Source organism: Mesorhizobium sp. 2RAF21 (assembly GCF_052115345.1).
Classification (GTDB): domain Bacteria; phylum Pseudomonadota; class Alphaproteobacteria; order Rhizobiales; family Rhizobiaceae; genus Mesorhizobium; species Mesorhizobium terrae.
The window spans coordinates 148,182-169,574 of sequence record NZ_JBFRGM010000007.1 but is presented as its reverse complement, the minus strand read 5'-3'; the positions used below and the strand labels follow the sequence as shown (position 1 = coordinate 169,574).

20 protein-coding genes are annotated in these 21,393 nt (G+C 63.7%); 8 read left to right on the top strand and 12 right to left on the bottom strand.

The genetic code is table 11. The annotated features are described in order from the left end of the window. Positions 1-138: 138 nt before the first annotated feature. The 6 genes from rbfA to AB4136_RS13385 all read left to right on the top strand — a co-directional run bounded on the left by rbfA (position 139) and on the right by AB4136_RS13385 (position 6,628). On the top strand, positions 139-555 hold the full coding sequence (rbfA, locus tag AB4136_RS13410) for a 30S ribosome-binding factor RbfA (RefSeq protein WP_137901145.1): 417 nt from the start codon (positions 139-141) through the stop codon (positions 553-555). Further along, positions 555-1,511: a tRNA pseudouridine(55) synthase TruB gene (gene truB / locus AB4136_RS13405; protein WP_137901144.1), complete on the top strand. Its 957-nt coding sequence runs from the start codon at positions 555-557 to the stop codon at positions 1,509-1,511. Before rbfA ends, truB begins: the two co-directional genes overlap by 1 nt. Before the next feature lie 44 nt (positions 1,512-1,555). Beyond that, a complete protein-coding gene (gene corA / locus AB4136_RS13400) occupies positions 1,556-2,650 on the top strand; it encodes a magnesium/cobalt transporter CorA (RefSeq protein WP_024922301.1) in 1,095 nt (364 codons plus the stop codon). Positions 2,651-2,830: 180 nt separating this feature from the next. Next, positions 2,831-3,100 (top strand): 30S ribosomal protein S15, encoded by a 270-nt coding sequence (rpsO, locus tag AB4136_RS13395; protein ID WP_024922302.1) that lies wholly within the window; start codon positions 2,831-2,833, stop codon positions 3,098-3,100. 267 nt (positions 3,101-3,367) lie between these two features. Further along, the gene (gene pnp, locus AB4136_RS13390) at positions 3,368-5,515 is read left to right on the top strand and encodes a polyribonucleotide nucleotidyltransferase (RefSeq protein ID WP_024922303.1); all 2,148 of its coding nucleotides are present in this window, start codon (positions 3,368-3,370) and stop codon (positions 5,513-5,515) included. Between the two features lie 96 nt (positions 5,516-5,611). Then, on the top strand, positions 5,612-6,628 hold the full coding sequence (locus tag AB4136_RS13385) for a class I SAM-dependent methyltransferase (protein WP_024922304.1): 1,017 nt from the start codon (positions 5,612-5,614) through the stop codon (positions 6,626-6,628). A gap of 58 nt (positions 6,629-6,686) precedes the next feature. Here AB4136_RS13385 and AB4136_RS13380 read toward each other — a convergent pair whose 3' ends face one another. The 4 genes from AB4136_RS13380 to fabA form a co-directional block, all read right to left on the bottom strand. Next, the gene (locus AB4136_RS13380; RefSeq protein WP_024922305.1) at positions 6,687-8,246 is read right to left on the bottom strand and encodes a putative bifunctional diguanylate cyclase/phosphodiesterase; all 1,560 of its coding nucleotides are present in this window, start codon (positions 8,244-8,246) and stop codon (positions 6,687-6,689) included. Positions 8,247-8,447: 201 nt separating this feature from the next. Further along, positions 8,448-9,260, bottom strand: coding sequence for an enoyl-ACP reductase FabI (gene fabI / locus AB4136_RS13375; RefSeq protein ID WP_024922306.1), 813 nt, complete (start codon positions 9,258-9,260; stop codon positions 8,448-8,450). A gap of 10 nt (positions 9,261-9,270) precedes the next feature. Beyond that, on the bottom strand, positions 9,271-10,494 hold the full coding sequence (gene fabB, locus AB4136_RS13370; protein WP_024922307.1) for a beta-ketoacyl-ACP synthase I: 1,224 nt from the start codon (positions 10,492-10,494) through the stop codon (positions 9,271-9,273). A 33-nt stretch (positions 10,495-10,527) separates the two neighbouring features. Then, complete coding sequence (gene fabA / locus AB4136_RS13365) at positions 10,528-11,043, bottom strand: 3-hydroxyacyl-[acyl-carrier-protein] dehydratase FabA (protein ID WP_024922308.1); 516 nt, start codon at positions 11,041-11,043, stop codon at positions 10,528-10,530. Positions 11,044-11,329: 286 nt separating this feature from the next. On the opposite strand from fabA, the gene irrA reads away from it, so the two are divergent. Then, positions 11,330-11,728: an iron response transcriptional regulator IrrA gene (irrA, locus tag AB4136_RS13360; protein ID WP_051504856.1), complete on the top strand. Its 399-nt coding sequence runs from the start codon at positions 11,330-11,332 to the stop codon at positions 11,726-11,728. Between the two features lie 174 nt (positions 11,729-11,902). Here irrA and AB4136_RS13355 read toward each other — a convergent pair whose 3' ends face one another. Continuing rightward, on the bottom strand, positions 11,903-12,460 hold the full coding sequence (locus AB4136_RS13355) for an SH3 domain-containing protein (RefSeq protein WP_024922310.1): 558 nt from the start codon (positions 12,458-12,460) through the stop codon (positions 11,903-11,905). Between the two features lie 165 nt (positions 12,461-12,625). Here AB4136_RS13355 and AB4136_RS13350 point away from each other — a divergent pair, with 165 nt between their 5' ends. Next, positions 12,626-13,627, top strand: coding sequence for a 2-hydroxyacid dehydrogenase (locus AB4136_RS13350; protein WP_024922311.1), 1,002 nt, complete (start codon positions 12,626-12,628; stop codon positions 13,625-13,627). 40 nt (positions 13,628-13,667) lie between these two features. On the opposite strand, the gene AB4136_RS13345 is transcribed toward AB4136_RS13350, so the two are convergent. The 7 genes from AB4136_RS13345 to dnaA form a co-directional block, all read right to left on the bottom strand. Beyond that, complete coding sequence (locus AB4136_RS13345; protein ID WP_137901143.1) at positions 13,668-14,081, bottom strand: aconitase X swivel domain-containing protein; 414 nt, start codon at positions 14,079-14,081, stop codon at positions 13,668-13,670. After that, complete coding sequence (locus tag AB4136_RS13340; RefSeq protein WP_137901142.1) at positions 14,081-15,337, bottom strand: aconitase X catalytic domain-containing protein; 1,257 nt, start codon at positions 15,335-15,337, stop codon at positions 14,081-14,083. The genes AB4136_RS13345 and AB4136_RS13340 overlap by 1 nt, the downstream gene beginning before the upstream one ends. After that, on the bottom strand, positions 15,334-15,816 hold the full coding sequence (locus tag AB4136_RS13335) for a GNAT family N-acetyltransferase (protein ID WP_137901141.1): 483 nt from the start codon (positions 15,814-15,816) through the stop codon (positions 15,334-15,336). Before AB4136_RS13335 ends, AB4136_RS13340 begins: the two co-directional genes overlap by 4 nt. After that, a complete protein-coding gene (locus tag AB4136_RS13330) occupies positions 15,813-16,571 on the bottom strand; it encodes a molybdopterin-synthase adenylyltransferase MoeB (protein WP_137901140.1) in 759 nt (252 codons plus the stop codon). Before AB4136_RS13330 ends, AB4136_RS13335 begins: the two co-directional genes overlap by 4 nt. A 31-nt stretch (positions 16,572-16,602) precedes the next feature. Further along, positions 16,603-17,778, bottom strand: coding sequence for a DNA replication/repair protein RecF (gene recF / locus AB4136_RS13325; protein ID WP_137901139.1), 1,176 nt, complete (start codon positions 17,776-17,778; stop codon positions 16,603-16,605). Positions 17,779-17,799: 21 nt separating this feature from the next. Further along, a complete protein-coding gene (dnaN, locus tag AB4136_RS13320; protein WP_137901138.1) occupies positions 17,800-18,918 on the bottom strand; it encodes a DNA polymerase III subunit beta in 1,119 nt (372 codons plus the stop codon). 198 nt (positions 18,919-19,116) lie between these two features. Beyond that, entirely contained in the window at positions 19,117-20,658 is a 1,542-nt protein-coding gene (gene dnaA, locus AB4136_RS13315) for a chromosomal replication initiator protein DnaA (RefSeq protein WP_036254945.1), read from the bottom strand. Positions 20,659-21,393 lie beyond the last annotated feature (735 nt).

The following is a 21,393-nucleotide window of genomic DNA, read 5'->3' as shown; positions in this document are numbered from 1 at the left end:
ACCCCGCAAACGGGATCGTTTTGAACCATGTCCGGGCTTTCCCGGACCTTGTTCTGGTAGTTCGGCTTTGGCGAGACAATCCGGCATCCATGAACCGGCCGAACCGGTATGGGCAACGATCCTGACTGAGAGATCGAGATGAGCAGACAACAATCCAATGCCCCTTCTCAGCGCATGCTGCGCGTCGGCGAACAGGTGCGCCACGCCCTGTCCGAAACGCTGCAGCGCGGCGAGATCATCGATCCGCTGATCGAGAACGCGGTTATCTCCGTGTCCGAGGTGCGCATGTCGCCCGATCTGAAGATCGCCACCGCCTTCGTCGCGCCGCTCGGCGCCAAGGACGAGGCGGCCGTGGTCGAGGCACTCAACAAGCATGCGAAGTTCGTACGCGGCCGCGTCTCGGGTGCGCTGCGCCAGATGAAATACATGCCGGAATTCCGCTTCCGGCTGGATACCAGCTACGACAATTTCTCGAAGATCAATGAGTTGTTGCACTCGCCGCAGGTGGCGCGCGACCTCGGTCATGGCGAGAGCGACGAAGGGAACGACAAATAATGGCGCGTCGCGGCAAGAAGAAGGGCCGTTCGATCTCCGGCTGGCTGATCCTGGACAAGCCGGTCGGCATGGGCTCGACCGAGGCGGTGTCCAAGGTCAAGTGGCTGTTCCAGGCCGAGAAGGCCGGCCATGCCGGTACGCTCGACCCGCTGGCGTCCGGCATGCTGCCGATCGCGCTGGGCGACGCCACGAAAACCGTTCCCTATGTGCAGGACGGCGCCAAGATCTACCGTTTCACGGTTGCCTGGGGCGAGGAACGCTCGACCGACGACCTCGAGGGTCCGGTGACAAAGACCTCCGAGGCACGCCCTTCCGAGGCCGACATCCGCGCGTTGCTGCCCAACTACACCGGTATCATCATGCAGACGCCGCCGCAGTTCTCCGCCATCAAGATCGCCGGCGAGCGCGCCTATGACCTCGCTCGTGAAGGCGAGACCGTCGAGATACCGGCGCGGGAAGTGGAAATCGGGCGTCTGGACATCGTCGAGCATGGCGCCGACCGCACCATCTTCGAGGTCGAATGCGGCAAGGGCACCTATGTGCGGTCGCTGGCGCGCGACATGGGGCGCGACCTTGGCTGTTTTGGCCATATCGCTGACCTGCGCCGCACCGAGGTCGATCCGTTCACGTCGGAGGACTTCGTCACCGTCGCGGAATTGGAGGCAGCGTTGCCGCCGGTCAGCGAAGGCGAGGATGCACCGTTTTCCGGCGTCGACCGCTTCGCGGCGCTCGATGCATTCCTGATCGACACGGCGGCGGCGCTGGAATGCCTGCCGCAAGTGGCTATCTCCGATGAAGCGGCCTCCAAGATCAGGCTCGGCAATCCGGTGATCGTGCGTGGCCGCGACGCCCCGGTCGAGGCCGAGGAAGCCTGCGCCACCGCGCGCGGCAAGCTGGTTGCCATCGGCGCCATCGAGCAGGGCATGTTCAAGCCCAAGCGGGTCTTTGCCGGTTGAGGCGTGCCCGATAATCTCCGCGTCAGGATTCGCAAGAGGCCCGGATGGCAAAGGCTGAGACCGCTTCGCTTCATGTAGCGCGATCCGCGCGGCGGGTGCCGGCCGGTGCTTCTCCGGGCACATTGATCGCCGATCCGGCGGCGCATCGCAGCGAACTCCGTCTGACGCTGATGTCGCCCGACAAGGTCGAAACCATCGCCAATGCCAGCATCGACGACCTCACCGTCCATTGCGAGAAATGGCCGCTGATCTGGCTCGACTGCGTCGGCCTTGCCAACATCGCGCTGATCGAGGAGATCGGCCGCATCTTCGACCTGCACCCGCTGGCCCTGGAAGACGTGGTCAACACCGGCCAGCGGCCGAAGGTGGATTTCTTCGAGGATCATGCCTTCGTCGTCATCTCGATGATCGACGACGTCGCCACCAACCGCTACGAACAGGTGTCGGTCTTCTTCGGAAAGAAGTTCGTCATCACTTTCCAGGAGCGTGAGGGCGATCCGTTCGACCCGGTGCGCAAACGCATCGCCTCCACCGCACCCAGCCGCCTGCGCTCGCGCGGCGCCGACTATCTTGCCTATGCGCTCATCGATGCCGTGGTCGACAGCTATTTCCCCGCGGTGGATGCATCGAGCGACATCATCGACAGGGTCGAGGACGACATGATGCGCGGCCCGCAGAAACAGCAGATGCAACAATTGCACCAGCTGCGCCGGCGTACCGGCGTCTTGAAGGGTGCGCTGTGGCCGCTGCGCGACGCATTGGCCACGCTGATCCGCAGCGACGCCGCCTATGTGAAGGCCGAGACCAAGATATTTCTCAATGACACGCTGGACCACGCGCTTCGCCTGATTGAGCAGGTGGAAACCCAGCGCGACATGACGACCGGGCTGATCGAGATGCATCTTTCGCTCAGCCAGGCACGCACCAACGAGGTCATCAGCCTGCTGACCATCGTTTCGGCGATCTTCATCCCACTGACCTTCCTGGTCGGCGTGTGGGGCATGAATTTCGACCCGGCATCGTCGCCCTGGAACATGCCGGAGCTGCATTCTCGCTATGGCTACCCGGCCGCGCTGGTTTTCATGGCCGCGATCGCGTTCGGCCTGATCTCTTTCTTCAAATGGAAGAAGTGGCTGTAGGGGCAGGGCGCGTCACGCCCCCGGCTCAAGGCAGCCATGTGAATATGGGCTGGCTTTTTGCGATCATTTGCACTATACGCGCCGCAACATCGCGCCGGACTGCGTGATGATCATTGACCCTTGCTGGACGACATCCCGGCTATGGGCGCCTCGTTTCCTCCCTTTAGAAAGGAAAATACGATGTCGATTACTGCTGAACGCAAATCGGAACTGATGACCGAATTCGCAACCGCCAAGGGTGATACCGGCTCGCCGGAAGTCCAGGTTGCAATCCTTTCCGAGCGCATCAAGAACCTCACCGAGCACTTCAAGGACCACAAGAAGGACAACCACTCCCGTCGTGGCCTGCTCGCCCTCGTTTCCCAGCGTCGCAGCCTGCTTGACTATCTCAAGCGCAAGGATGACGCACGCTATCAGACGCTGATCGACAAGCTCGGTCTGCGCCGCTGACGAATTGGCCGGCGGACCCTCTCGGAGGGTCCGCCGGTCGCGCATTCGGGCTCTGAAAGGCCCGGCCCGGTTTCATCGGCAGAGGGCCGCATGAAACCGCCCGTGGACGGTCATGGGGCAGGATTGCAGGATGCTTGGCTCGGGCGTGGCCCGCACATATTCAAGCCTCCCGTTGTCTTGCCCGTGGCTGCCCGAGAAAGGAAGCCAGGAAGGGGGCGTCGCGCATGATCGTATGGCGCGGCCCCTTCCGCATATGAAGGACAAGATATGTTCAATTACCACAAAGTCGAAATCGAATGGGGCGGCCGTCCGCTCATCCTGGAAACCGGCAAGATCGCCCGCCAGGCCGACGGCGCCGTGCTCGCCACCTATGGCGAGACCGTCGTTCTGGCCACAGTCGTTTCGGCCAAGGAGCCGAAGCCGGGCTTCGACTTCTTCCCGCTGACCGTCAACTATCAGGAAAAGACCTACGCCGCCGGCAAGATCCCGGGTGGCTATTTCAAGCGTGAAGGCCGTCCGAGCGAGAAGGAAACCCTGGTTTCCCGCCTCATCGACCGCCCGATCCGTCCGCTCTTCGCCGACGGCTACAAGAACGACACGCAGGTTGTCGTCACCGTCGTGCAGCACGACCTCGAGAACGATCCGGACATCCTGTCGATCGTTGCCACCTCGGCCGCGCTGACCCTGTCTGGCGTACCGTTCATGGGCCCGATCGGCGGCGCCCGCGTCGGCTACATCAACGGCGAATACGTTCTGAACCCGCACATCGACGAGATGCAGGAATCCAAGCTCGACCTCGTCGTCGCCGGTACGGGCGATGCCGTTCTGATGGTCGAGTCGGAAGCCAAGGAACTGCCGGAAGACGTTATGCTCGGGGCCGTCATGTTCGGCCACAAGGGCTTCCAGCCGGTGCTCGACGCGATCATCAAGCTCGCTGAAGTTGCTGCCAAGGACCCGCGCGATTTCACCCCGCCGTCCTTCGGCGACCTGGAGAAGGACATGCTCGGCGTTGCCGAGGCTGATCTGCGCGCCGCCTACAAGATCACCGATAAGCAGGCCCGTTACGCCGCTGTCGACGCCGCCAAGGCCAAGGTCAAGGCTGCCTTCACCCCGGCCGAGGGCGAGGAAGCGAAGTATTCGCCCGAGCAGGTCGCGACCGTGTTCAAGGAACTCCAGGCCAAGATCGTGCGCTGGAACATCCTCGACACCTCCGCGCGTATCGACGGCCGCGATCTCTCGACCGTCCGCCGCATCGAATCGGAAGTCGGCATCCTGCCGCGCACCCACGGTTCGGCCCTGTTCACCCGCGGCGAGACCCAGGCGATCGTTGTCGCCACGCTGGGCACCGGCGAAGACGAGCAGTATGTCGACGCGCTGACCGGCATGTACAAGGAGACGTTCCTCCTTCACTACAACTTCCCGCCCTACTCGGTCGGTGAGACGGGCCGCATGGGCTCGCCGGGCCGCCGCGAAATCGGTCACGGCAAGCTCGCATGGCGCGCCATCCGTCCGATGCTGCCGGCTACCGAGCAGTTCCCCTACACGCTGCGCGTTGTCTCGGAGATCACCGAGTCCAACGGTTCGTCCTCGATGGCCACCGTTTGCGGCACCTCGCTGGCGCTGATGGATGCCGGCGTTCCGCTGCAGAAGCCGGTTGCCGGCATCGCCATGGGACTGATCAAGGAAGGCGAGCGCTTCGCGGTACTCTCCGACATCCTCGGCGACGAGGATCACCTCGGCGACATGGACTTCAAGGTGGCCGGTACGACCAACGGCATCACCGCCCTGCAGATGGACATCAAGATCGACGGTATCACCGAAGAGATCATGAAGGTCGCGCTTGGCCAGGCCAAGGACGGCCGCCTGCACATCCTCGGCGAAATGGGCAAGGCGCTCTCCGGCGCCCGCTCGGAGCTCGGCGAGTTCGCGCCGCGCATCGAGGTCATGCACATCCCGACCGACAAGATCCGTGACGTTATCGGTTCGGGCGGCAAGGTGATCCGCGAGATCGTCGAGAAGACCGGCGCCAAGATCAACATCGAAGACGACGGCACCGTGAAGATCGCTTCCTCCAACGCCAAGGAAATCGAGGCGGCGAAGAAGTGGATCCACACCATCGTTGCCGAGCCGGAAGTCGGGGAAATCTACGAAGGCACGGTCGTCAAGACCGCCGACTTCGGCGCCTTCGTCAACTTCTTCGGCCCGAAGGACGGTCTCGTCCACATTTCGCAGCTCTCCAACGAGCGCGTCGGCAAGACCTCGGACGTCGTCAAGGAAGGCGACAAGGTCTGGGTCAAGCTGATGGGCTTCGACGAGCGCGGCAAGGTTCGCCTGTCGATGAAGGTCGTCGACCAGGCCACCGGCAAGGAAATCGTGCGCGAGAAGAAGGCGGAAGGCGAAGAAACCGCCGCCTGATAGCAGCACTTTTTGATATGAAGCGGGCGCGCCGTGAGAGTGCGCCCGTTTTCGTTTGCGGCGAGCCTCCAAGCAGGTACGAAATAGGAAGCCGGAATGCGCGATGCGCTCAAGACCTTGTTCTATCCCTTCGAGGCGGATGCGGTCCCTTTGCCTCGGAAAGGCACGCGCGCGCTGTTCCTGGGCGCCGAGCCCGGCTTTCGGCTGCCCGCAGGCTTCGAAGCTGAGCTCTTTCCCGTTCAGGGATTTCGCCCCGACTTCCGGCTGCTCCAGGCATCCGGCCATACCGTCACGCCCGAGGCGGAAGGGGTAGGCTACGACCTGGCTTTTGTCCTTGCCGGGCGTCATCGCGGTCTCAACGAGTTGCGCATTGCCGATGCTGTCGAGCGCACGGGCGAGGGCGGCTTGATCGTGGTTGCCGGCGGCAAGGAGGACGGTATCGCCTCGCTGCGAAAGCGCGTCGGCGAGCTGGTCGCGATCGACGGGCATCTGCCCAAATATCATGGCATCGCCTTCTGGTTCCGGCGGCCTGCCGGCGAGGCTATCGCCACGGTGCTCCGTGCCGCCAATCCCTCGCTCATGGTCGAGGATCGTTACGAGACGGCGCCCGGCATGTTCTCCTACGACCGGGTCGATGCGGGATCGCGCTTCCTTGCCGAGCACTTGCCGATCGACATCAAGGGCCGGGTCGCGGATTTCTGTGCGGGCTGGGGCTTCCTGTCGGCAGCGCTAGCGGAGCGCTGTTCGAACCTTGCCGGCATCGATCTCTACGAGGCCGACTACCCGTCAGTGCAGGCTGCGGGGCGTACACTGGCCCGCCTGGCGCCCGGCCTGCCGGTTCGGCTGTTCTGGCACGATCTAGCCGGCGAGCCGCCCAGCGAACGTTACGATGCGATTGTGATGAACCCGCCCTTCCATCGCGGCCGCGCAGCCGAGCCGGAATTGGGCGCCGCCATCATCCGCGCGGCAGCGAAGGCGCTGAAACCGGGCGGTCGGCTTTTCATGGTGGCGAACCGGCAGCTGCCTTACGAGCCTGTTCTGGCCGGTGCCTTTTCCAGCCATGCGGAAGTCGCCCGCAACGACGCTTTCAAGGTTCTTCTGGCCCGGCGCTGACAGGCGGGCGCTCTGCGCCCGCAGCACATCATCCCGATCGATGAATTTGCCAGTTGGATCAGTGCATGCCGGCGCTGCCGCGCCTCTCCTGCACGATCTGTTCCACGGAGTGCGTCTGGCCGCCGATGACACGCAGCGGCGCCGGCTTGCCAAACAGATAACCCTGCACCACTTCGCAGCCAGCAGCCCGCAGCATGGAGGCCTGGCTCTCGGTCTCGACGCCTTCAGCGATGGTGCTGACGCCGAGCGCCCGCGACAGGCCGACGATGGTGGAAACCACGGCGCCGGAGCCGGAATCGGTGTCGATGCGGCTGACGAAGGAGCGGTCGATCTTCAGTTTGCGGAACGAGAAGTCGATCAGGTAGCTCAGGTTGGAATAACCAGTGCCGAAGTCGTCGACGGCGACCGAAATGCCCATGTCGGACAGTTCCCTTAGGATCGCTGCGGCGCGGTCCTTGTCCTGCATCATCGCCGTTTCAGTCACTTCCAGCTCCAGCCGCGACGGCTTGATGCCGGTGCTGGCTATGGTGTTGCGCACCATGGCCAGAAAATCCTTGGTCATGAACTGCACCGGCGAGATGTTGACCGCCACGAAGCACTCTTCCGGCAGATGGCGAGCATCCGAACATGCCTTGTGCAGCACCCATTCGCCGATCGGGCCGATCATGCCGGTCTCTTCCGCCAGCGGGATGAATTCCATCGGCGGGATCATGCCGCGCTCGGGATGGTTCCAGCGGATCAGCGCCTCATAGCCGACGACCTTGCCGGTCGGCAGGTCGAGCTGCGGCTGATAGTGCAGGTCGAAGTCGCCGCGTTCGAACGCGGTGTGCAATTCGGATTCGACCCACTGGCGGTGGTCGGCAACCTTGCCCATTTCCGGCTGGAACACCGACCATGCACCGGCGGCATTGGTTGCGCGGGCGTTCTGCAGGGCGAGATTGGCACGGCGCAGCACCAGCACGGGATCGATGCCGTCCTTCGGCATGGCAACGACGCCGATCGAAAGGCTGATCGACTGCAGATGCGTCTTCAACTGATAGGGGGCGACGAGATCGTCTACCAGCTTCTCGACCAGGGCTTCCATGGAGCCGAGCAGCCGCTTGTCGGGATAGAGCACGGCGAACTCGCCGGGACCAATGCGGCCAACGACGGCCTCGCGCGGCAGAAGGGTTTTCAGCCGCTGCGCGAACAGCTGCACCAGGTCGTCGACCTGCGCATAGCCGATAGCGTCATTGATCTGCTTGAAGCGGTTGACGTCGATGTCGAGCAGATAGACCGGTTCGCCGGTCTTCAGTGTCTGCGAGGCGGCTTCCGCCACCTTGCCGACCATCGCATGCTTGGCCAGCGTTCCGGTCAGCTTGTCGAAATTGGTTTCGGAAAACACATAGTCGGCCGATTCATCGACGCCGGCGAAGAACGACATCGCGGCCACGGCGGCGGCCAGCGCGCACAGAGCGGCAACGACGGCCGCGATAGCGTTGACGGGGAGTTCAGCCAGTCCGTCGCCGACGCCGAGCTTAAGCCCCCACAAGCCCAGCATGAAGCTGCCCAAGCCGGCGGCGGCGATGGTTATCAGCCGGAAAAGTGGCGTTCGGCCAGGATTTTTGTCGGCGGGCATACGCAGGTTCCCAATCTGCCGGATGTTCTAACCGCGTTCCCCTTAAAATAAGTTTCCTGCGATTGGTCGCATTTTATTCGCGGCTAAGCTTGCCTAACGTTTCATTAAAATGCGTCAGAAAGCAAGGGCTTGCTGAGGGTTGTGAAAATCGGGCAATTTTCTTGGCAAACAAGGCGTTTTGGGGCAGGAAGCGCGCCGTTCCTATTCCTTGCCGCTGTCCATCCGCTTCAATTCGTCCAGCACCGGCATCGAGACGATGTGGTACCCCGAATCAACATAGTGGATTTCGCCCGTCACGCCGGAGGAAAGGTCCGACAGCAGATAGAGCGCCGAGCCGCCAATCTCGTCGAGGGTGACTGTACGGCGAAGCGGGGCATTGCGCTGCTGATAGCTGTACATGTAGCGCGCGTCCGAAATGCCGGCACCCGCCAGCGTTCGCACCGGGCCGGCCGAGATGCCGTTCACGCGGATGCCGCGGCTGCCATAATCGTTGGCGAGATAACGCACGCTTGCCTCCAGCCCGGCCTTGGCGACGCCCATGACGTTGTAGTTGGGCATGACACGGACGGACCCGGCATAAGTCAGCGTGATCATCGAACCGCCGTCCTGCATCAGCGCGGCGGCATGGCGGGCGACTTCGGTGAACGAATAGCAGGAGATCACCATGGTGCGGACGAAGTTCTCGCGCGTGGTGTCGGCGTAGAGCCCCTTCAGCTCGTTCTTGTCGGAAAAGCCGATGGCGTGAACGATGAAATCGAGCTTGCCCCATTCCTGCTTGAGCGTTTCGAAGGTCGCTGCCACAGAAGCGCTGTCCTCGACGTCGCAAGGCAGAACCAGCGAGGCGCCGATCTTCTCGGCCAGCGGCTTGACGCGGCGGCCGAACGCCTCGCCCTGATAGGTGAAAGCCAGTTCCGCGCCGTGCTGGGCGAGCTTGTCGGCAATGCCCCAGGCAATCGAATGATCGTTCGCGACGCCCATGATGAGCCCGCGCTTGCCCTTCATCAATCCGTCCATGTCGAAAACCCTATGCGGAGTGGCGCTGGAAAACGAGCGTGGCGTTGGTGCCGCCGAAGCCGAAGGAGTTGGACAGGACGGTGTCGATTTTGGCGTTGTCGATGCGCTTGCGCACGATCGGCATGCCTTCGAATTCCGGGTCCAGCTCTTCGATATGCGCGCTTTCACCGATGAAACCGCCCTGCATCATCAGGATGGAATAGATCGATTCCTGGACGCCGGCCGCACCCAGCGAATGGCCGGTCAGCGACTTGGTCGAGGTGATGTTCGGCATCTTGTCGGCGAACACTTCGCGGATGGCGCCCATTTCCTTCGAGTCGCCCACCGGCGTCGAGGTACCATGGGTGTTGATATAGTCGACCGGGCCTTTCACCGTCGACAGCGCCTGGCGCATGCAGCGGATAGCACCTTCGCCCGACGGCGCGACCATGTCGAAGCCGTCCGAGGTCGCGCCATAGCCAACCAGTTCGCAATAAATCTTGGCACCGCGCGCCTTGGCATGTTCGAGCTCTTCGAGCACCAGCACGCCGGCACCGCCGGCAATGACGAAGCCGTCGCGGTTGAGGTCATAGGCGCGCGAGGCAACGGCAGCACGGTCGTTGTATTTGGAGGACATTGCGCCCATGGCGTCGAACAGATTCGACATCGTCCAGTCGAGGTCTTCGTGGCCGCCGGCGAACATGACGTCCTGCTTGCCCCACTGGATCATCTCGGCGGCATTGCCGATGCAATGCGCCGAGGTCGAGCAGGCCGACGAGATCGAATAGTTGACGCCGTGGATCTTGAACCAGGTAGCGAGCGTCGCCGACGCGGTCGACGACATCGCCTTCGGCACGGCGAACGGGCCGATGCGCTTCGGGCTGGTGTTCTTCAGCGTGATTTCGGAGGCTTCGACGATAGTCCGCGTCGAAGGGCCGCCCGAACCCATGATGATGCCGGTGCGCTCGTTGCTGGAAACGACACTTTCCTCGAGCCCGCTGTCGGCGATCGCCTGCTTCATCGCGACATGGTTCCACATGCCGCCTTGCGACAGGAAACGCGCGGCGCGACGGTCGACGAGATCGGTCGTGTCGAGGTTGGGGGCGCCCCAGACCTGGCACTTGAAGCCGTGCTCGGCGAAGTCATTGGAGAAGCTGATGCCGGACTTGGCGTCATGAAGCGAGGCGCTAACCTCGGCGGCATTGTTTCCGATGGACGATACGATGCCGAGGCCAGTTACTACGACCCGTCTCATATTGCGCTCCTCGTCTGTTGTTGAGTGCGGGCGTCAGGCAGCGGACTGCTTTGACAGACCCACTTTCAGATCCGTGGCTGAATATATGGGTTCGCCGTCGGCCTTCAGCCAGCCATCGGCGATGCCGAGCACCAGCCGGCCGCGCATCACGCGCTTGAAGTCGACACCGTACTCCACCTTCTTGACCGAAGGCGTGACCATGCCCTTGAATTTCACTTCGCCCGTCGACAACGCCATGCCCTTGCCGGGCTCGCCGAGCCAGCCGAGGAAGAAGCCGGTCAATTGCCACAGTGCATCGAGGCCGAGGCAGCCGGGCATGACCGGATTGTCGATGAAGTGGCAGGGAAAGAACCAGAGATCGCGATGGATGGCGAATTCGGCGCGCAGGAAACCCTTGTCGAACGCGCCGCCGGTTTCGCTGATCTCGGTGATGCGATCGAACATCAGCATCGGCGGGTAGGGAAGCTGGGCATTGCCGGGGCCGAACAGTTCGCCCTTGGCGCAAGCCAGCAGATCGTCGTAGTCGTAGCTCGATTTCCGATCCGCCATTTGATCCTTCCCCATCGTTCGCCCGGCGATGCGGTGCCTGCGCCCTGACATTAACTAACACAGTCCGCTTCACGCCGGAAACCGACGCCGCGAGTATCGCGGAGGCTCTAGCCTGCCCATTCCCCCGGGTCAATGCGCGCTATTGATCGGATTTGGGCGACAGAATATATCTGGCACAATGCAGGGTATCCATTTCGGCCTGACTTTTGCCTTTCTCAGCAGGCAAGGCAGGCGGAAACAAGACAACGGGTCGATCGGTTTGGACGGACGCAAGAGCGGCATTGGTGTGGACAAGCGGGTTCGCGAAGCGGGCCTGAGGCCGACTCGCCAGCGTATCGCGTTGGCCGATCTGCTGTTCGCCAAGGGCGACCGCCACCTTTCGGCCGAGGAATTGCACGAGGAGGCGCTGGCCGCTGGCGTTCCGGTCTCGCTCGCCACGGTCTATAATGCCCTGCACCAGTTCACCGAGGCCGGCCTGCTGCGTATCCTCGCGGTTGAAGGGTCGCGCACCTATTTCGACACCAACACCTCCGATCATCACCATTTCTTTATCGAGGGCGAAAACCGCATCTTCGACATCGAGAGCGGTCCGGTGACGATTGCCAACCTACCGGCTCCGCCGGAGGGCATGGAAATCGCCAATGTCGACGTGGTGGTGAGATTGCGCCCCAAGCGCGGCGTCTGAACGTCGCGCTGGCATTGCGGCTGGGTCAGCCGCTCCAAGCGCTCGCAAAAATCTGTGAATTGGCTTAGGAACCTGGGCTGGCGATCACGCCCGCTGCGCGGTCTGTCTGCTGTCGTAACGCGACGTCGTGAGCGAATGCCCAAGGCCTGATGTCGACGGATAGCCCCGATGGGCTCAGTCGTTGATCCTTTCGCCCGGATACGCGCCCCAGACCAGTCCCTGGTTGATCCAGCCGGTGCGGCCGCCAAGGGTCATTTCGCACCATTGGCCGTCGCATGCCTTGATCGTGCCAATCACGCCCGGCTCGACGATCGCCACCACGCTGGCATCCTTGGTGGCATTCTTGAGCAGGTTGATGCGGGTGTCCTTGCCGCGCTGCCAGGGTGCTATGATTGCCGTGCGCTTGCCCGAAAGCAGGGCCTGGCTGACCCAGCCTTCCGACCCGTCGGCATCACGTACGCGCCGCCAGGTGTCGAATTCCTGGATGATCTCCATCGGCATGCCGGCCTTGGTGTACATCCAGTCGACGGAATAGTTGGCGCCGGGGCCGACGCGCGAATTGACCCTGGCGGATTTTAGACTGACGAAGCGCGGCAAGGGCAGGCCGGAGGGGCCGAGCGTCACCGTCTGGACCGGCGCGGCGGCGTTCTGCGCCGAAGCGGCCGGAGAGAGCGTGAGCAGGCCAAGCACTGTCGCGGAGAGAATCAGCCGTAGCGACGCGAAACCAGACACGTTCATTTCCTTGTATGGCGCCCGCCAACCACTGGCGACGGCGCCCCTTTTTCTTTGTCTTCGACGGCACTGCTTGTTACATGAGACATAGCGGCCGCGACCGGTTTGCAGTTTCGCCGGTCTTGGTTAAAGAGGTCTCAACACCACCCCGGAAACGAGGAAACGATGGCCGGCAAGAAAAAGCCTCTCGTTGTGATCACGCGCAAACTGCCGGATCCCGTCGAGACGCGAATGCGCGAACTGTTCGACGCGCGGCTCAATGTCGAAGACCGGGCGATGACGCGCGACGAACTGGCCGCCGCCATGTGCGAGGCCGACGTGCTCGTTCCCACCATCACCGACCGTGTCGATGCCGAACTGATCGAGCAGGCCGGCCCCAACCTCAAACTGATCGCCAGCCTGAGCAACGGCGTTGACCATATCGACGTCACGGCGGCGTCCAAAAAGGGCATCACCGTCACCAACACGCCGAACGTGCTGACGGAAGACACCGCCGACATGACCATGGCGCTGATGCTTGCCGTGCCGCGGCGGCTGGCGGAAGGGGCGAATGTTCTGCCCAGCGACAAGAAATGGGCCGGCTGGTCGCCCACCTGGATGCTCGGCCGCCGCATCTGGGGCAAACGCCTGGGCATTGTCGGCATGGGCCGCATCGGCACCGCCGTTGCCCGCCGCGCCAAGGCCTTCGGCCTGTCGATCCACTACCACAACCGTCATCGCGTGCTGCAAAGCGTCGAGGACGAACTGGAGGCGACTTATTGGGAAAGCCTCGACCAGATGCTGGCGCGCATGGACATCATTTCCGTGAACTGTCCTTCGACACCAGCGACCTTCCACCTTTTATCCGGCCGCCGGCTGGCGCTGATGCAGCCGACCGCCTATCTCGTCAACACGGCCCGCGGCGACATCATCGACGAGGATGCGCTGATCAAGCTGCTGCACGACGGCAAGCTGGCCGGGGCCGGCCTCGACGTCTATGAAAACGAGCCGGCGCTGAACACCAAGCTGTTGAGGCTCGCCGCCAAGAACAAGGTCGTTCTTCTGCCGCATATGGGATCTGCGACGCTGGAAGGCCGTATCGACATGGGCGAGAAGGTCATTATCAACATCCGCACCTTCTTCGACGGTCACCGTCCGCCGGACCGCGTGCTGCCGATTCGGACCTGAGCGGCGCCTGACGCGCCGACAAATCAGGCGGCGCGCGGCCTCAGTTCAGGATGTCGAGATCGCCATCGGGCCCGACTTTGACCCGGGCGCCCGCGAAGGCTGGATAGCCCGCCCGGTCTAGTTTCACCGCCATGGGGGTCTCCCAGCCCATCTCGCGCGCCACGATCAGGCCGAGCAGCAGAATGGCGTCGGGTTCGCTGAGCACGAGTGCTGCCGGCGCGTGGCCGGCATGGACAAGCTCCATCAGTACCGCCGATGCCGACGACGAGCCGATGGTGCCGGGCAGGAACAGCACCTTTCCGGCGATGCTTTGGCCGCATTCGGGATGGCGGACATCGGCGATGCGTCCGGATTTGGGGTCGACGCCGCCCCAGAAACTGATCGGTGCCGACAGCACCAGGGCCTCGCCTTCGCCTGTATTGCCCGGCACCAGGATTTCGGCGCGGGTGCTCATCAGCCGAGCCTCGCAAATACCGGTTTGCCGGCAACCGCGCTCTCGACGCAGTCGGCCAGCGAGCCATAAAGCACGGAATAGCCGGTATTGCCCGGCGCGTAATGCGCGAACTTGCCGGAATTGGTCATCAGCACGCCGTTGATGCGGTCCGGCATGATCGGCGTGACGACGACACAGGTGTCGGCAACCACCAACACGCCGCAGGCTTCCAGCGCCTTGCGGCGCCCATCGCGCTCCAGTCCGGGCAGAACATGGCGTCCGGTGCAGGCATAGAGGGGGACGCTGAGCCGCCGGCCGGCGACGAGGCGCTCGAGTATCTCGAATTCGGCAAGCGAAAGATGCGGGCTGCCGATCGCAACCGCATGGATTGTGTCCGGCTTCTCGGCGGTCGAAAGGCGCGCCCGTGCCGCTTCCGCCATTTCGGGGGTGACGCGGATGGTGGTTTCGGGCGCCGCGCCGCCAAGTGCGCTGTCGAGATCGGGGGCCTCGGGCGTCACACCGGCGATGTGGAAAAGCCCGACCGCGCCCGAAGATGCCGCCGCCGCGCCGAACGCCTTCAGCGCGTCCTCGCCGGGATGCGGCGGGATGCCCGTGACCACGCCGATCGCATCGCCCACCTCGCGTCCGTAAAGGCTGCCGAGGATCGGCCATGCGGTTTCCGCCGCCAGGAAGGCGGCTGGCAGGCCGGACACGTCGAAGACCAGCCGCGCCCGACGGTTCTCCTGCCGGTGCAGCCCATAGTCCGGTGCGCGGGCCGCGATCGCGCAGGCGATGTCGAGGAAATCGCCATAGCGGTTGGTGCGCGCGCCGAGCACGGAATTGCAGAACACCACGGCGTTGGATTCGCCCCAGGCGACGTCGGTGCCTTTCGCGGGTCGGTGGCCGGCCTGATAGGGCGCGCAGGTCCAGCTCTGCTCGCAGCCGAGCGCGCGATAGGCTTCCATCATGCGCCGCGCCATGCCGCGTTGCGGTTCCTTCAGGCGCACAAGCGCGCAGCCGGTCAGGTCGAGCGCGCCGACATTGAGCGTGGCACGCACGCCGACATGCGCGCCGCCTGCCACCAGCTTTTCGGCAAACAGCGTGCCGGAATCGCCGTGATAGAGCGCACCGTCGATATGGGCGGACGCGATCGGGATCAGGCGTTGCGCGCCGAGCAAGCGGCCGCTTTCGGCGACGATGCGCATCGCCATTGCCGCGCCCTCGCCATCGCGCCCGGCGGCGATGGCCTGCTCTTCGGCGGTTAGTGCGAGCGTCATGGCAGGATCTTGCGCATGGTCACCGAGGTTGGCCGATGATAGCCCGCATGCGCGGTACGCTCCGTCTCGACGAAACCCAGCCGTGCGAAAGCCGCCTGATTGCCCGTCAGCTCGATACGCGCCTGCAGTTCCAGCACCGGCTTGCTTGCCGCCCGCGCCATTGTCTCGACCGTCTCCAGCAGCCGTCGCCCGACGTTCCTGCCCTGGAAGCCCGGCTCGACCGCCAGCTTGCCGACATAGACGTGCCGGGCATGTTCGGCCGCGAAGATGCAACCGACGATGTTTTCGCCCTGCCTCGCTAGGAAGCACGTTTCCTGGCTGGCCTTTTCGCGCAACCCGTCCGCCGTCAGATTGCGGGCCGATGAGGGCGGGTCGATCACGCCGTCCATGTAAGCGAAAGCGCGCAATATCAGACCGAGAAGGTCGTGCCAGCGCGTGAAATCGGAAGGCAGGCGGCTGATGACGATCTCGTCGCTCATGCCGGGCTCCTGTACCGGATGGTGTCGAAGCGCGCGCCGAGCGCATCGTAAAGCAGCAGGCGGCCGACCAGCGGTTCGCCAATGCCGGCGATCAGCTTGATGGTTTCCATTGCCTGCAACGTGCCGATCACGCCGGTCAGTGCACCGACAACGCCGGCCGTCGCGCAAGACGGCACTAGGCCGGGTGGCGGTGCCTCCGGGAAGAGGTCGCGATAGCTGGGGTGGGGGCGGCCGTCAGCGCCTTTCGCAAAAGGCATCAATACGGTGATGGAGCCGTCGAAGCGGCCGACAGCGGCATGCACCAGCGGTTTTTTCTCGGCCGCGCAGGCGTCGGCCAGCGCGTAGCGGGTTTCGAAATTGTCGGAGCCGTCCACCACGACATCATAGTCGCGCACGATCTCGGCCGCGTTTTCGACGGTCAGCCGCAGAGTGTGCAATTCCACCGTCACATGCGGGTTGATGCGGGCAATCGCGGCCCCGGCGCTCTCGCCCTTCGATTGGCCGATGGCACCGGTGTCGTGAATGATCTGCCGCTGCAGGTTTGAGAGCGAGACGATGTCATCGTCGACGATGCCGAGCGTGCCGACGCCAGCCGCCGCCAGATATTCCAGCACTGGCGCCCCGAGCCCGCCGGCACCGAGCACCAGAACGCGGGCGCGCTTCAGTTTCTGCTGGCCCGGCCCGCCGATCTCCGGCAGCACGACATGGCGCGCGTAGCGCTCCAGCTCTTCATCGGAAAGGGCAGGGGTGTTCATGGACCGATCCTACCGCTCCGCCGATGGCTTGTCAGGCGCCAGCCGTTGGCACAACCGCGCCGTGATCGACCGTCAGGAACTGCGCGCGACCGCTCAGGCTCGAAAACAGCGCGGCATCTGTGCCGGTCATGAAGGCCTGGCAGTTCAATTCCTCCAGAATGGAGAACAACGCCGCGCGCCGGCCGGCGTCGAGATGCGCGGCGATCTCGTCCAGCAGCAATATCGGCGTCAGCCCGGACATCTCGCCCGTCAGCCGCGCGTGCGACAGCACCAGCCCGACCAGCAGTGCCTTCTGCTCGCCGGTCGAGCAGAGTTCCGCCGGCATCGCTTTTGGTCGATGGCGCACGACGAGATCGGCGCGATGCGGCCCGTCCAGCGTGCGGCCGGCTGCACGGTCGCGCTCGCGCCCGTTGGCCAGCGCGCGCCGGAATTTCTCCTCGAGGTCGACAGCTGCCATGGAGCCGATTTCGGCCTCCAGTTCGCCGGAAAGGCCGATATCGGCTTGCGGAAACGGTCCGTCGCCCGGCAGTTTTTCGATCATGGCCGACAAAAGCCGCACCATCTCGCTGCGCGCGGCGGCAATCGCCACGCCGGTCTCCGCCATCTGGGTCTCGATCGCCTCGAACCAGGCGTCATCGCGGGAACCTTCGGCGAGCAACCGGTTGCGGCCGCGCATCGCTTTTTCGTAGTCGAGCGCGCGCTGACCGTGGCCGGCGTCGATCGCCAGCACAAGCCGGTCGAGGAAGCGGCGCCTGTCGCCGGCGGGGCCGGTGAACAGCGCGTCCATCGCCGGCGTCAGCCAGATCACGCGCAACCATTCCAGCATATCTTCGGCCGAGCGCGCCGCCGCGCCGTTGATGCGCACGCGGCGTCCGCCTTCGCCGGCGGCCTCGGCACCGACAACACCGGTGCCGATCTCGGCCTCTCCGGCCGGGCCGTCGAGGCTAACATGCAGGGCAAAACCGCCGTCGCCGCCCTCGCGCGCGACGTCGTCATAAGGCGCGCGGCGCAACCCGCGTCCCGGCGTCAGAAACGAAATCGCCTCAAGCAGATTGGTCTTGCCGGCGCCGTTGTCGCCGGTGAAGACGACGGCGCCCGGCTGGAGCTCCAGCGACAGCGCAGCATAGTTGCGAAAGTTGGTGAGCGTGAGCCGGGTGAGGTGCGTCTGCGCGCGTCTCGCGTCGTCCCGGCTCTCGAAACTGTTCATCGGGTCAAGGCAATGCGCGCCTTAAACGCGCATCGGCATTAGCACGTAGAGAGCGTTCTCGTCGCTGGTGTCGTGGATCAGCGTCGGCGATCCGGCGTCGGCGAGCATGAACTTGGCGTCGCTGCCGCCGAGCTGTGCGGCGACATCGAGCAGATAACGCGCGTTGAAGCCTATCTCGATCGGGTCGGAGGCATAGTCGGCGGCCAGTTCTTCGGTGGCGCTGCCGGAATCGGGGTTGTTGACCGCCAATGTCACCTGGCCCTCGGTGATCGAGAGCTTCACCGCGCGGCCGCGTTCCGAGGAGATGGTGGAGACACGGTCGACCGCGGCCGCGAAGCTCTGCCGGTCGATCACCAGCTGCTTGTCGTTGCCGGTCGGGATGACGCGCTGATAGTCGGGGAAGGTGCCGTCGATCAGCTTGGAGGTGAGGATCACGCTGCCGATGGTGAGGCGGATCTTGGTGTCGGACAGCTCGGTGGTCACCGCGACGTCCGGATCGTCGACCAGCTTCTGCAGCTCCGAGACGGTCTTGCGCGGGATGATGATGCCCGGCATGCCTTCCGAACCCGCCGGCGCGTCCATTTCGGCGCGCGCCAGGCGATGGCCGTCGGTGGCGACCGAACGCAGCTTCAGCTTGCCGCCAACCTCATGCGTGTGCAGGAAGATGCCGTTGAGATAGTAGCGCGTCTCTTCCGTGGAGATAGCGAACTGTGTCTTGTCGATCAGGCGCTTCAGCGCCGTCGAATCCAGCCGGAAGATGTGTGAGAACGACCCGGCCGACAGTTCGGGGAAGTCCGATTGCGGCAGGCACTGGAGGCGGAAGCTCGAACGGCCGGAAATGACCGTCATAGCGTTGCCGTCCTCGTCGGTCTTCAGCATCACCTCGGCGCCGTCGGGAAGCTTGCGCACGATGTCGTAAAGCAGATGCGCCGGCACCGTGGTGGCGCCCGCCCGTTCGACCTTGGCGGGAGCGGCTTCCGTGATCTCCAGGTCGAGGTCGGTTGCCTTCATCTCCAGGCTGCCGCCTTCGGCCATCAGCAACACGTTGGACAGGATCGGTATGGTGTTGCGCCGCTCGACCACGCGATGGACGTGGTTGAGGGACTTCAGGAGATTGGACCGTTCGAGAATGACACGCATGACGATGTAGGCTCGCTTGAATGGCTGTCGGGTCTCCGCTGAGCGGCGCCCCGCGAAAGGTCTGAGCGCACTCAGATTCTGGCCAAGCTGACAGGAAAATACCTGTGAACGCAAGCCCACGGAGCCGGTTGCGACCGGTTCCGTGGGCTTTCTCGGGGATAACGGGATTGGTGGGCGGTCAGGTCGCCGCCCGCCTGGTCAAGCCTGGTCGTTGATGAGCCGGCGGAGCAGTTCGAGCTCCTGCGCCAGCGTGTTGTCGGCGCCCGACAGGTCCTCGATCTTGCGCACCGCATGCAGCACGGTGGTGTGGTCGCGGCCACCGAACCTGCGGCCGATTTCCGGCAGCGAGCGCGGGGTGAGCACTTTCGACAGATACATCGCCACCTGCCGCGGCTTGACGATGGTGCGGGTGCGGCGGTTGGACAGAAGCTCGGTCTTCGACACGTTGTAGTGCCGTGCCACGATGCGCTGGATATCTTCGATGCGTACCCGCTTCGGCTCGCCGGTGCGGTAGATGTGACCGAGAATCTCGTCGATGCGATCGATGCTGATTTGCGGCTCGAACGACTGGCGGAACAGGAGCTGGTTGAAAGCGCCTTCCAGTTCGCGGCCGCTGCCGGTCACGGTGCGCGCCACGTGGTCGAGGATATCGTCGGCGATATCGAGCGAGGTGTCGTCATGCTTGGCGGTCGCCAGGCGCTGCTTCAGCATCGCAAGCCGCATCGAATAGTCCGGCGCCGACATTTCGAGCGCCACGCCGCCATTGAGGCGCGAGCGCACGCGCGGCTCGAGCGATTCCAGCTCGGAAGGCGGCCGGTCGGCGGCAACAACCACCTGCTTGGCGCTGTCGAGCAGCATGTTGATGAGATGGCAGAACTCGTGCTGGATCGACTTGCCCTGCAGGAACTGCATGTCGTCGATGATCAGGAGGTCGATGTCGCGCAGCTGCTCCTTCAGCGTCAACGCATTGTTATCGCGGATCGCGGTGGCGAAGCGCCACATGAAATATTCGGCGGTCAGGTAGACGACGCGCGATTTCGGATTGTGCCGCAGCGATTCCGCTGCGATCGCCTGCAGGAGATGCGTCTTGCCGAGCCCAACGGTAGCGTGGAGGAACAGCGGGTTGAAGCGCACGGCGCTGGAGGCGGATTCCGCGACGGCGCGCGCGGCAGCGAAAGCCACCCGGTTCGACGGGCCTTCGACGAAGGAGCCGAAAGTGTAGCGCGGGTCGAGCGGGGAGCCCAGCACGTTCTGGCGGAAATCGGGTTCTGCGGCGACGCCGCGCGCCATCGGTGCGCGTTCCTGCTTGCCGGCGCCGAGCACGGTGCCGGACGAAAGCGCGGCCTGCGACTGCTTGGCGACCTTGCGCACCGGAGCGGCTTCCAGATCAGGGCTGGCATGGCGCGTGGCACTGCGCACCACGACCTCGATCTTGAGAATGCTGGCATCCTCCTGCTTCCACAGCTCGGCGATGACATCGCTATAGTGGCCATTGATCCACGAGCGCAGGAACGCCGTCGGCACCGACATGCGCGCGACGCCCTTGGAGAGCTCGACAAGCTTCATGCGGCCGAACCAGCTGGAATAGACCTCGGAGCCCAGGCGCGCCCGCAGCTGCGCCTTGATGCGTTCGAAACGCTGGTCTGCCTCATTGCCCGCAGCCATTGCGCCTTCTCCTACCAGGTCACCGGAAAGAGGAAAGCCGCCGCCAAGCTCTCTGTTTGTGCCACCGTGTATCATCAAAAATCCTCGTTCATTTTCCAGTTTGCACCGGCGGGCTGATCTTCGCAGCCTTCTTCCGGCACTTTCCATCGTTCCACGGACCTTGCCGCCGCTGGCCGGGCACGCGGTGACGCGCAAGGGCGAAGCAATGAGCCCCTGGCATTTGATCGGGAGCGACAGGGCAAACGAAACCGCCCGGTGAGATACCGGCCGTTTCGACCTGCCATGCCCTTTTTAAACCCCGGTCCCCACTACGCATCGAAAGGGCAAACCTATGCCTTCGCGGAATTGCTCCCGCGCCGCAGATTTTTCGGTTTTTGGGCTAGGTCGAGAGCCTAACGGCCCGCCCCTCTCGATGGCCAGACATTACCGAAATCGCTGTGGAAAGGGCAAGGCCGCATCTAACGGATTTTTAACGAATCTGGTTACCATCGGGGGGCATCTAAGTGTGTTTGCGGGCGCCTCCACGGGCAAAGCTGTTGTGATTCAAACCCTTTTCCGGCGAATATGAAAAAGGGTAGCTGGCGCGAAATAATTTTTAAAAAATCGCTTGACATTGAGTTCTTTCGGAAGCCCGCCAAGCGATGTGAACAAGCTGTGGACAATTCCGCCGCGACCTCAGCTAACCCACTGAAGTTAAATCATTATTTATGCCGCGAGGAATGTGACTGTCGCCAGGTGCGCAGTCCCGGAACAAAGATGCCGGCAAAGTTCCCGACATGTTCGAAAACTGCCGCTGCGGTAGTTTCCGAA

Excerpts from the sequence above, each read along its gene's own strand:
- rbfA (WP_137901145.1), top strand. The coding sequence starts at position 139 with ATGAGCAGACAACAATCCAATGCCCCTTCTCAGCGCATGCTGCGCGTC.
- truB (WP_137901144.1), top strand. The coding sequence starts at position 555 with ATGGCGCGTCGCGGCAAGAAGAAGGGCCGTTCGATCTCCGGCTGGCTG.
- corA (WP_024922301.1), top strand. The coding sequence starts at position 1,556 with ATGGCAAAGGCTGAGACCGCTTCGCTTCATGTAGCGCGATCCGCGCGG.
- rpsO (WP_024922302.1), top strand. The coding sequence starts at position 2,831 with ATGTCGATTACTGCTGAACGCAAATCGGAACTGATGACCGAATTCGCA.
- pnp (WP_024922303.1), top strand. The coding sequence starts at position 3,368 with ATGTTCAATTACCACAAAGTCGAAATCGAATGGGGCGGCCGTCCGCTC.
- AB4136_RS13385 (WP_024922304.1), top strand. The coding sequence starts at position 5,612 with ATGCGCGATGCGCTCAAGACCTTGTTCTATCCCTTCGAGGCGGATGCG.
- AB4136_RS13380 (WP_024922305.1), bottom strand. The coding sequence starts at position 8,246 with ATGCCCGCCGACAAAAATCCTGGCCGAACGCCACTTTTCCGGCTGATA.
- fabI (WP_024922306.1), bottom strand. The coding sequence starts at position 9,260 with ATGGACGGATTGATGAAGGGCAAGCGCGGGCTCATCATGGGCGTCGCG.
- fabB (WP_024922307.1), bottom strand. The coding sequence starts at position 10,494 with ATGAGACGGGTCGTAGTAACTGGCCTCGGCATCGTATCGTCCATCGGA.
- fabA (WP_024922308.1), bottom strand. The coding sequence starts at position 11,043 with ATGGCGGATCGGAAATCGAGCTACGACTACGACGATCTGCTGGCTTGC.
- AB4136_RS13350 (WP_024922311.1), top strand. The coding sequence starts at position 12,626 with ATGGCCGGCAAGAAAAAGCCTCTCGTTGTGATCACGCGCAAACTGCCG.
- AB4136_RS13345 (WP_137901143.1), bottom strand. The coding sequence starts at position 14,081 with ATGAGCACCCGCGCCGAAATCCTGGTGCCGGGCAATACAGGCGAAGGC.
- AB4136_RS13340 (WP_137901142.1), bottom strand. The coding sequence starts at position 15,337 with ATGACGCTCGCACTAACCGCCGAAGAGCAGGCCATCGCCGCCGGGCGC.
- AB4136_RS13335 (WP_137901141.1), bottom strand. The coding sequence starts at position 15,816 with ATGAGCGACGAGATCGTCATCAGCCGCCTGCCTTCCGATTTCACGCGC.
- AB4136_RS13330 (WP_137901140.1), bottom strand. The coding sequence starts at position 16,571 with ATGAACACCCCTGCCCTTTCCGATGAAGAGCTGGAGCGCTACGCGCGC.
- recF (WP_137901139.1), bottom strand. The coding sequence starts at position 17,778 with ATGAACAGTTTCGAGAGCCGGGACGACGCGAGACGCGCGCAGACGCAC.
- dnaN (WP_137901138.1), bottom strand. The coding sequence starts at position 18,918 with ATGCGTGTCATTCTCGAACGGTCCAATCTCCTGAAGTCCCTCAACCAC.
- dnaA (WP_036254945.1), bottom strand. The coding sequence starts at position 20,658 with ATGATACACGGTGGCACAAACAGAGAGCTTGGCGGCGGCTTTCCTCTT.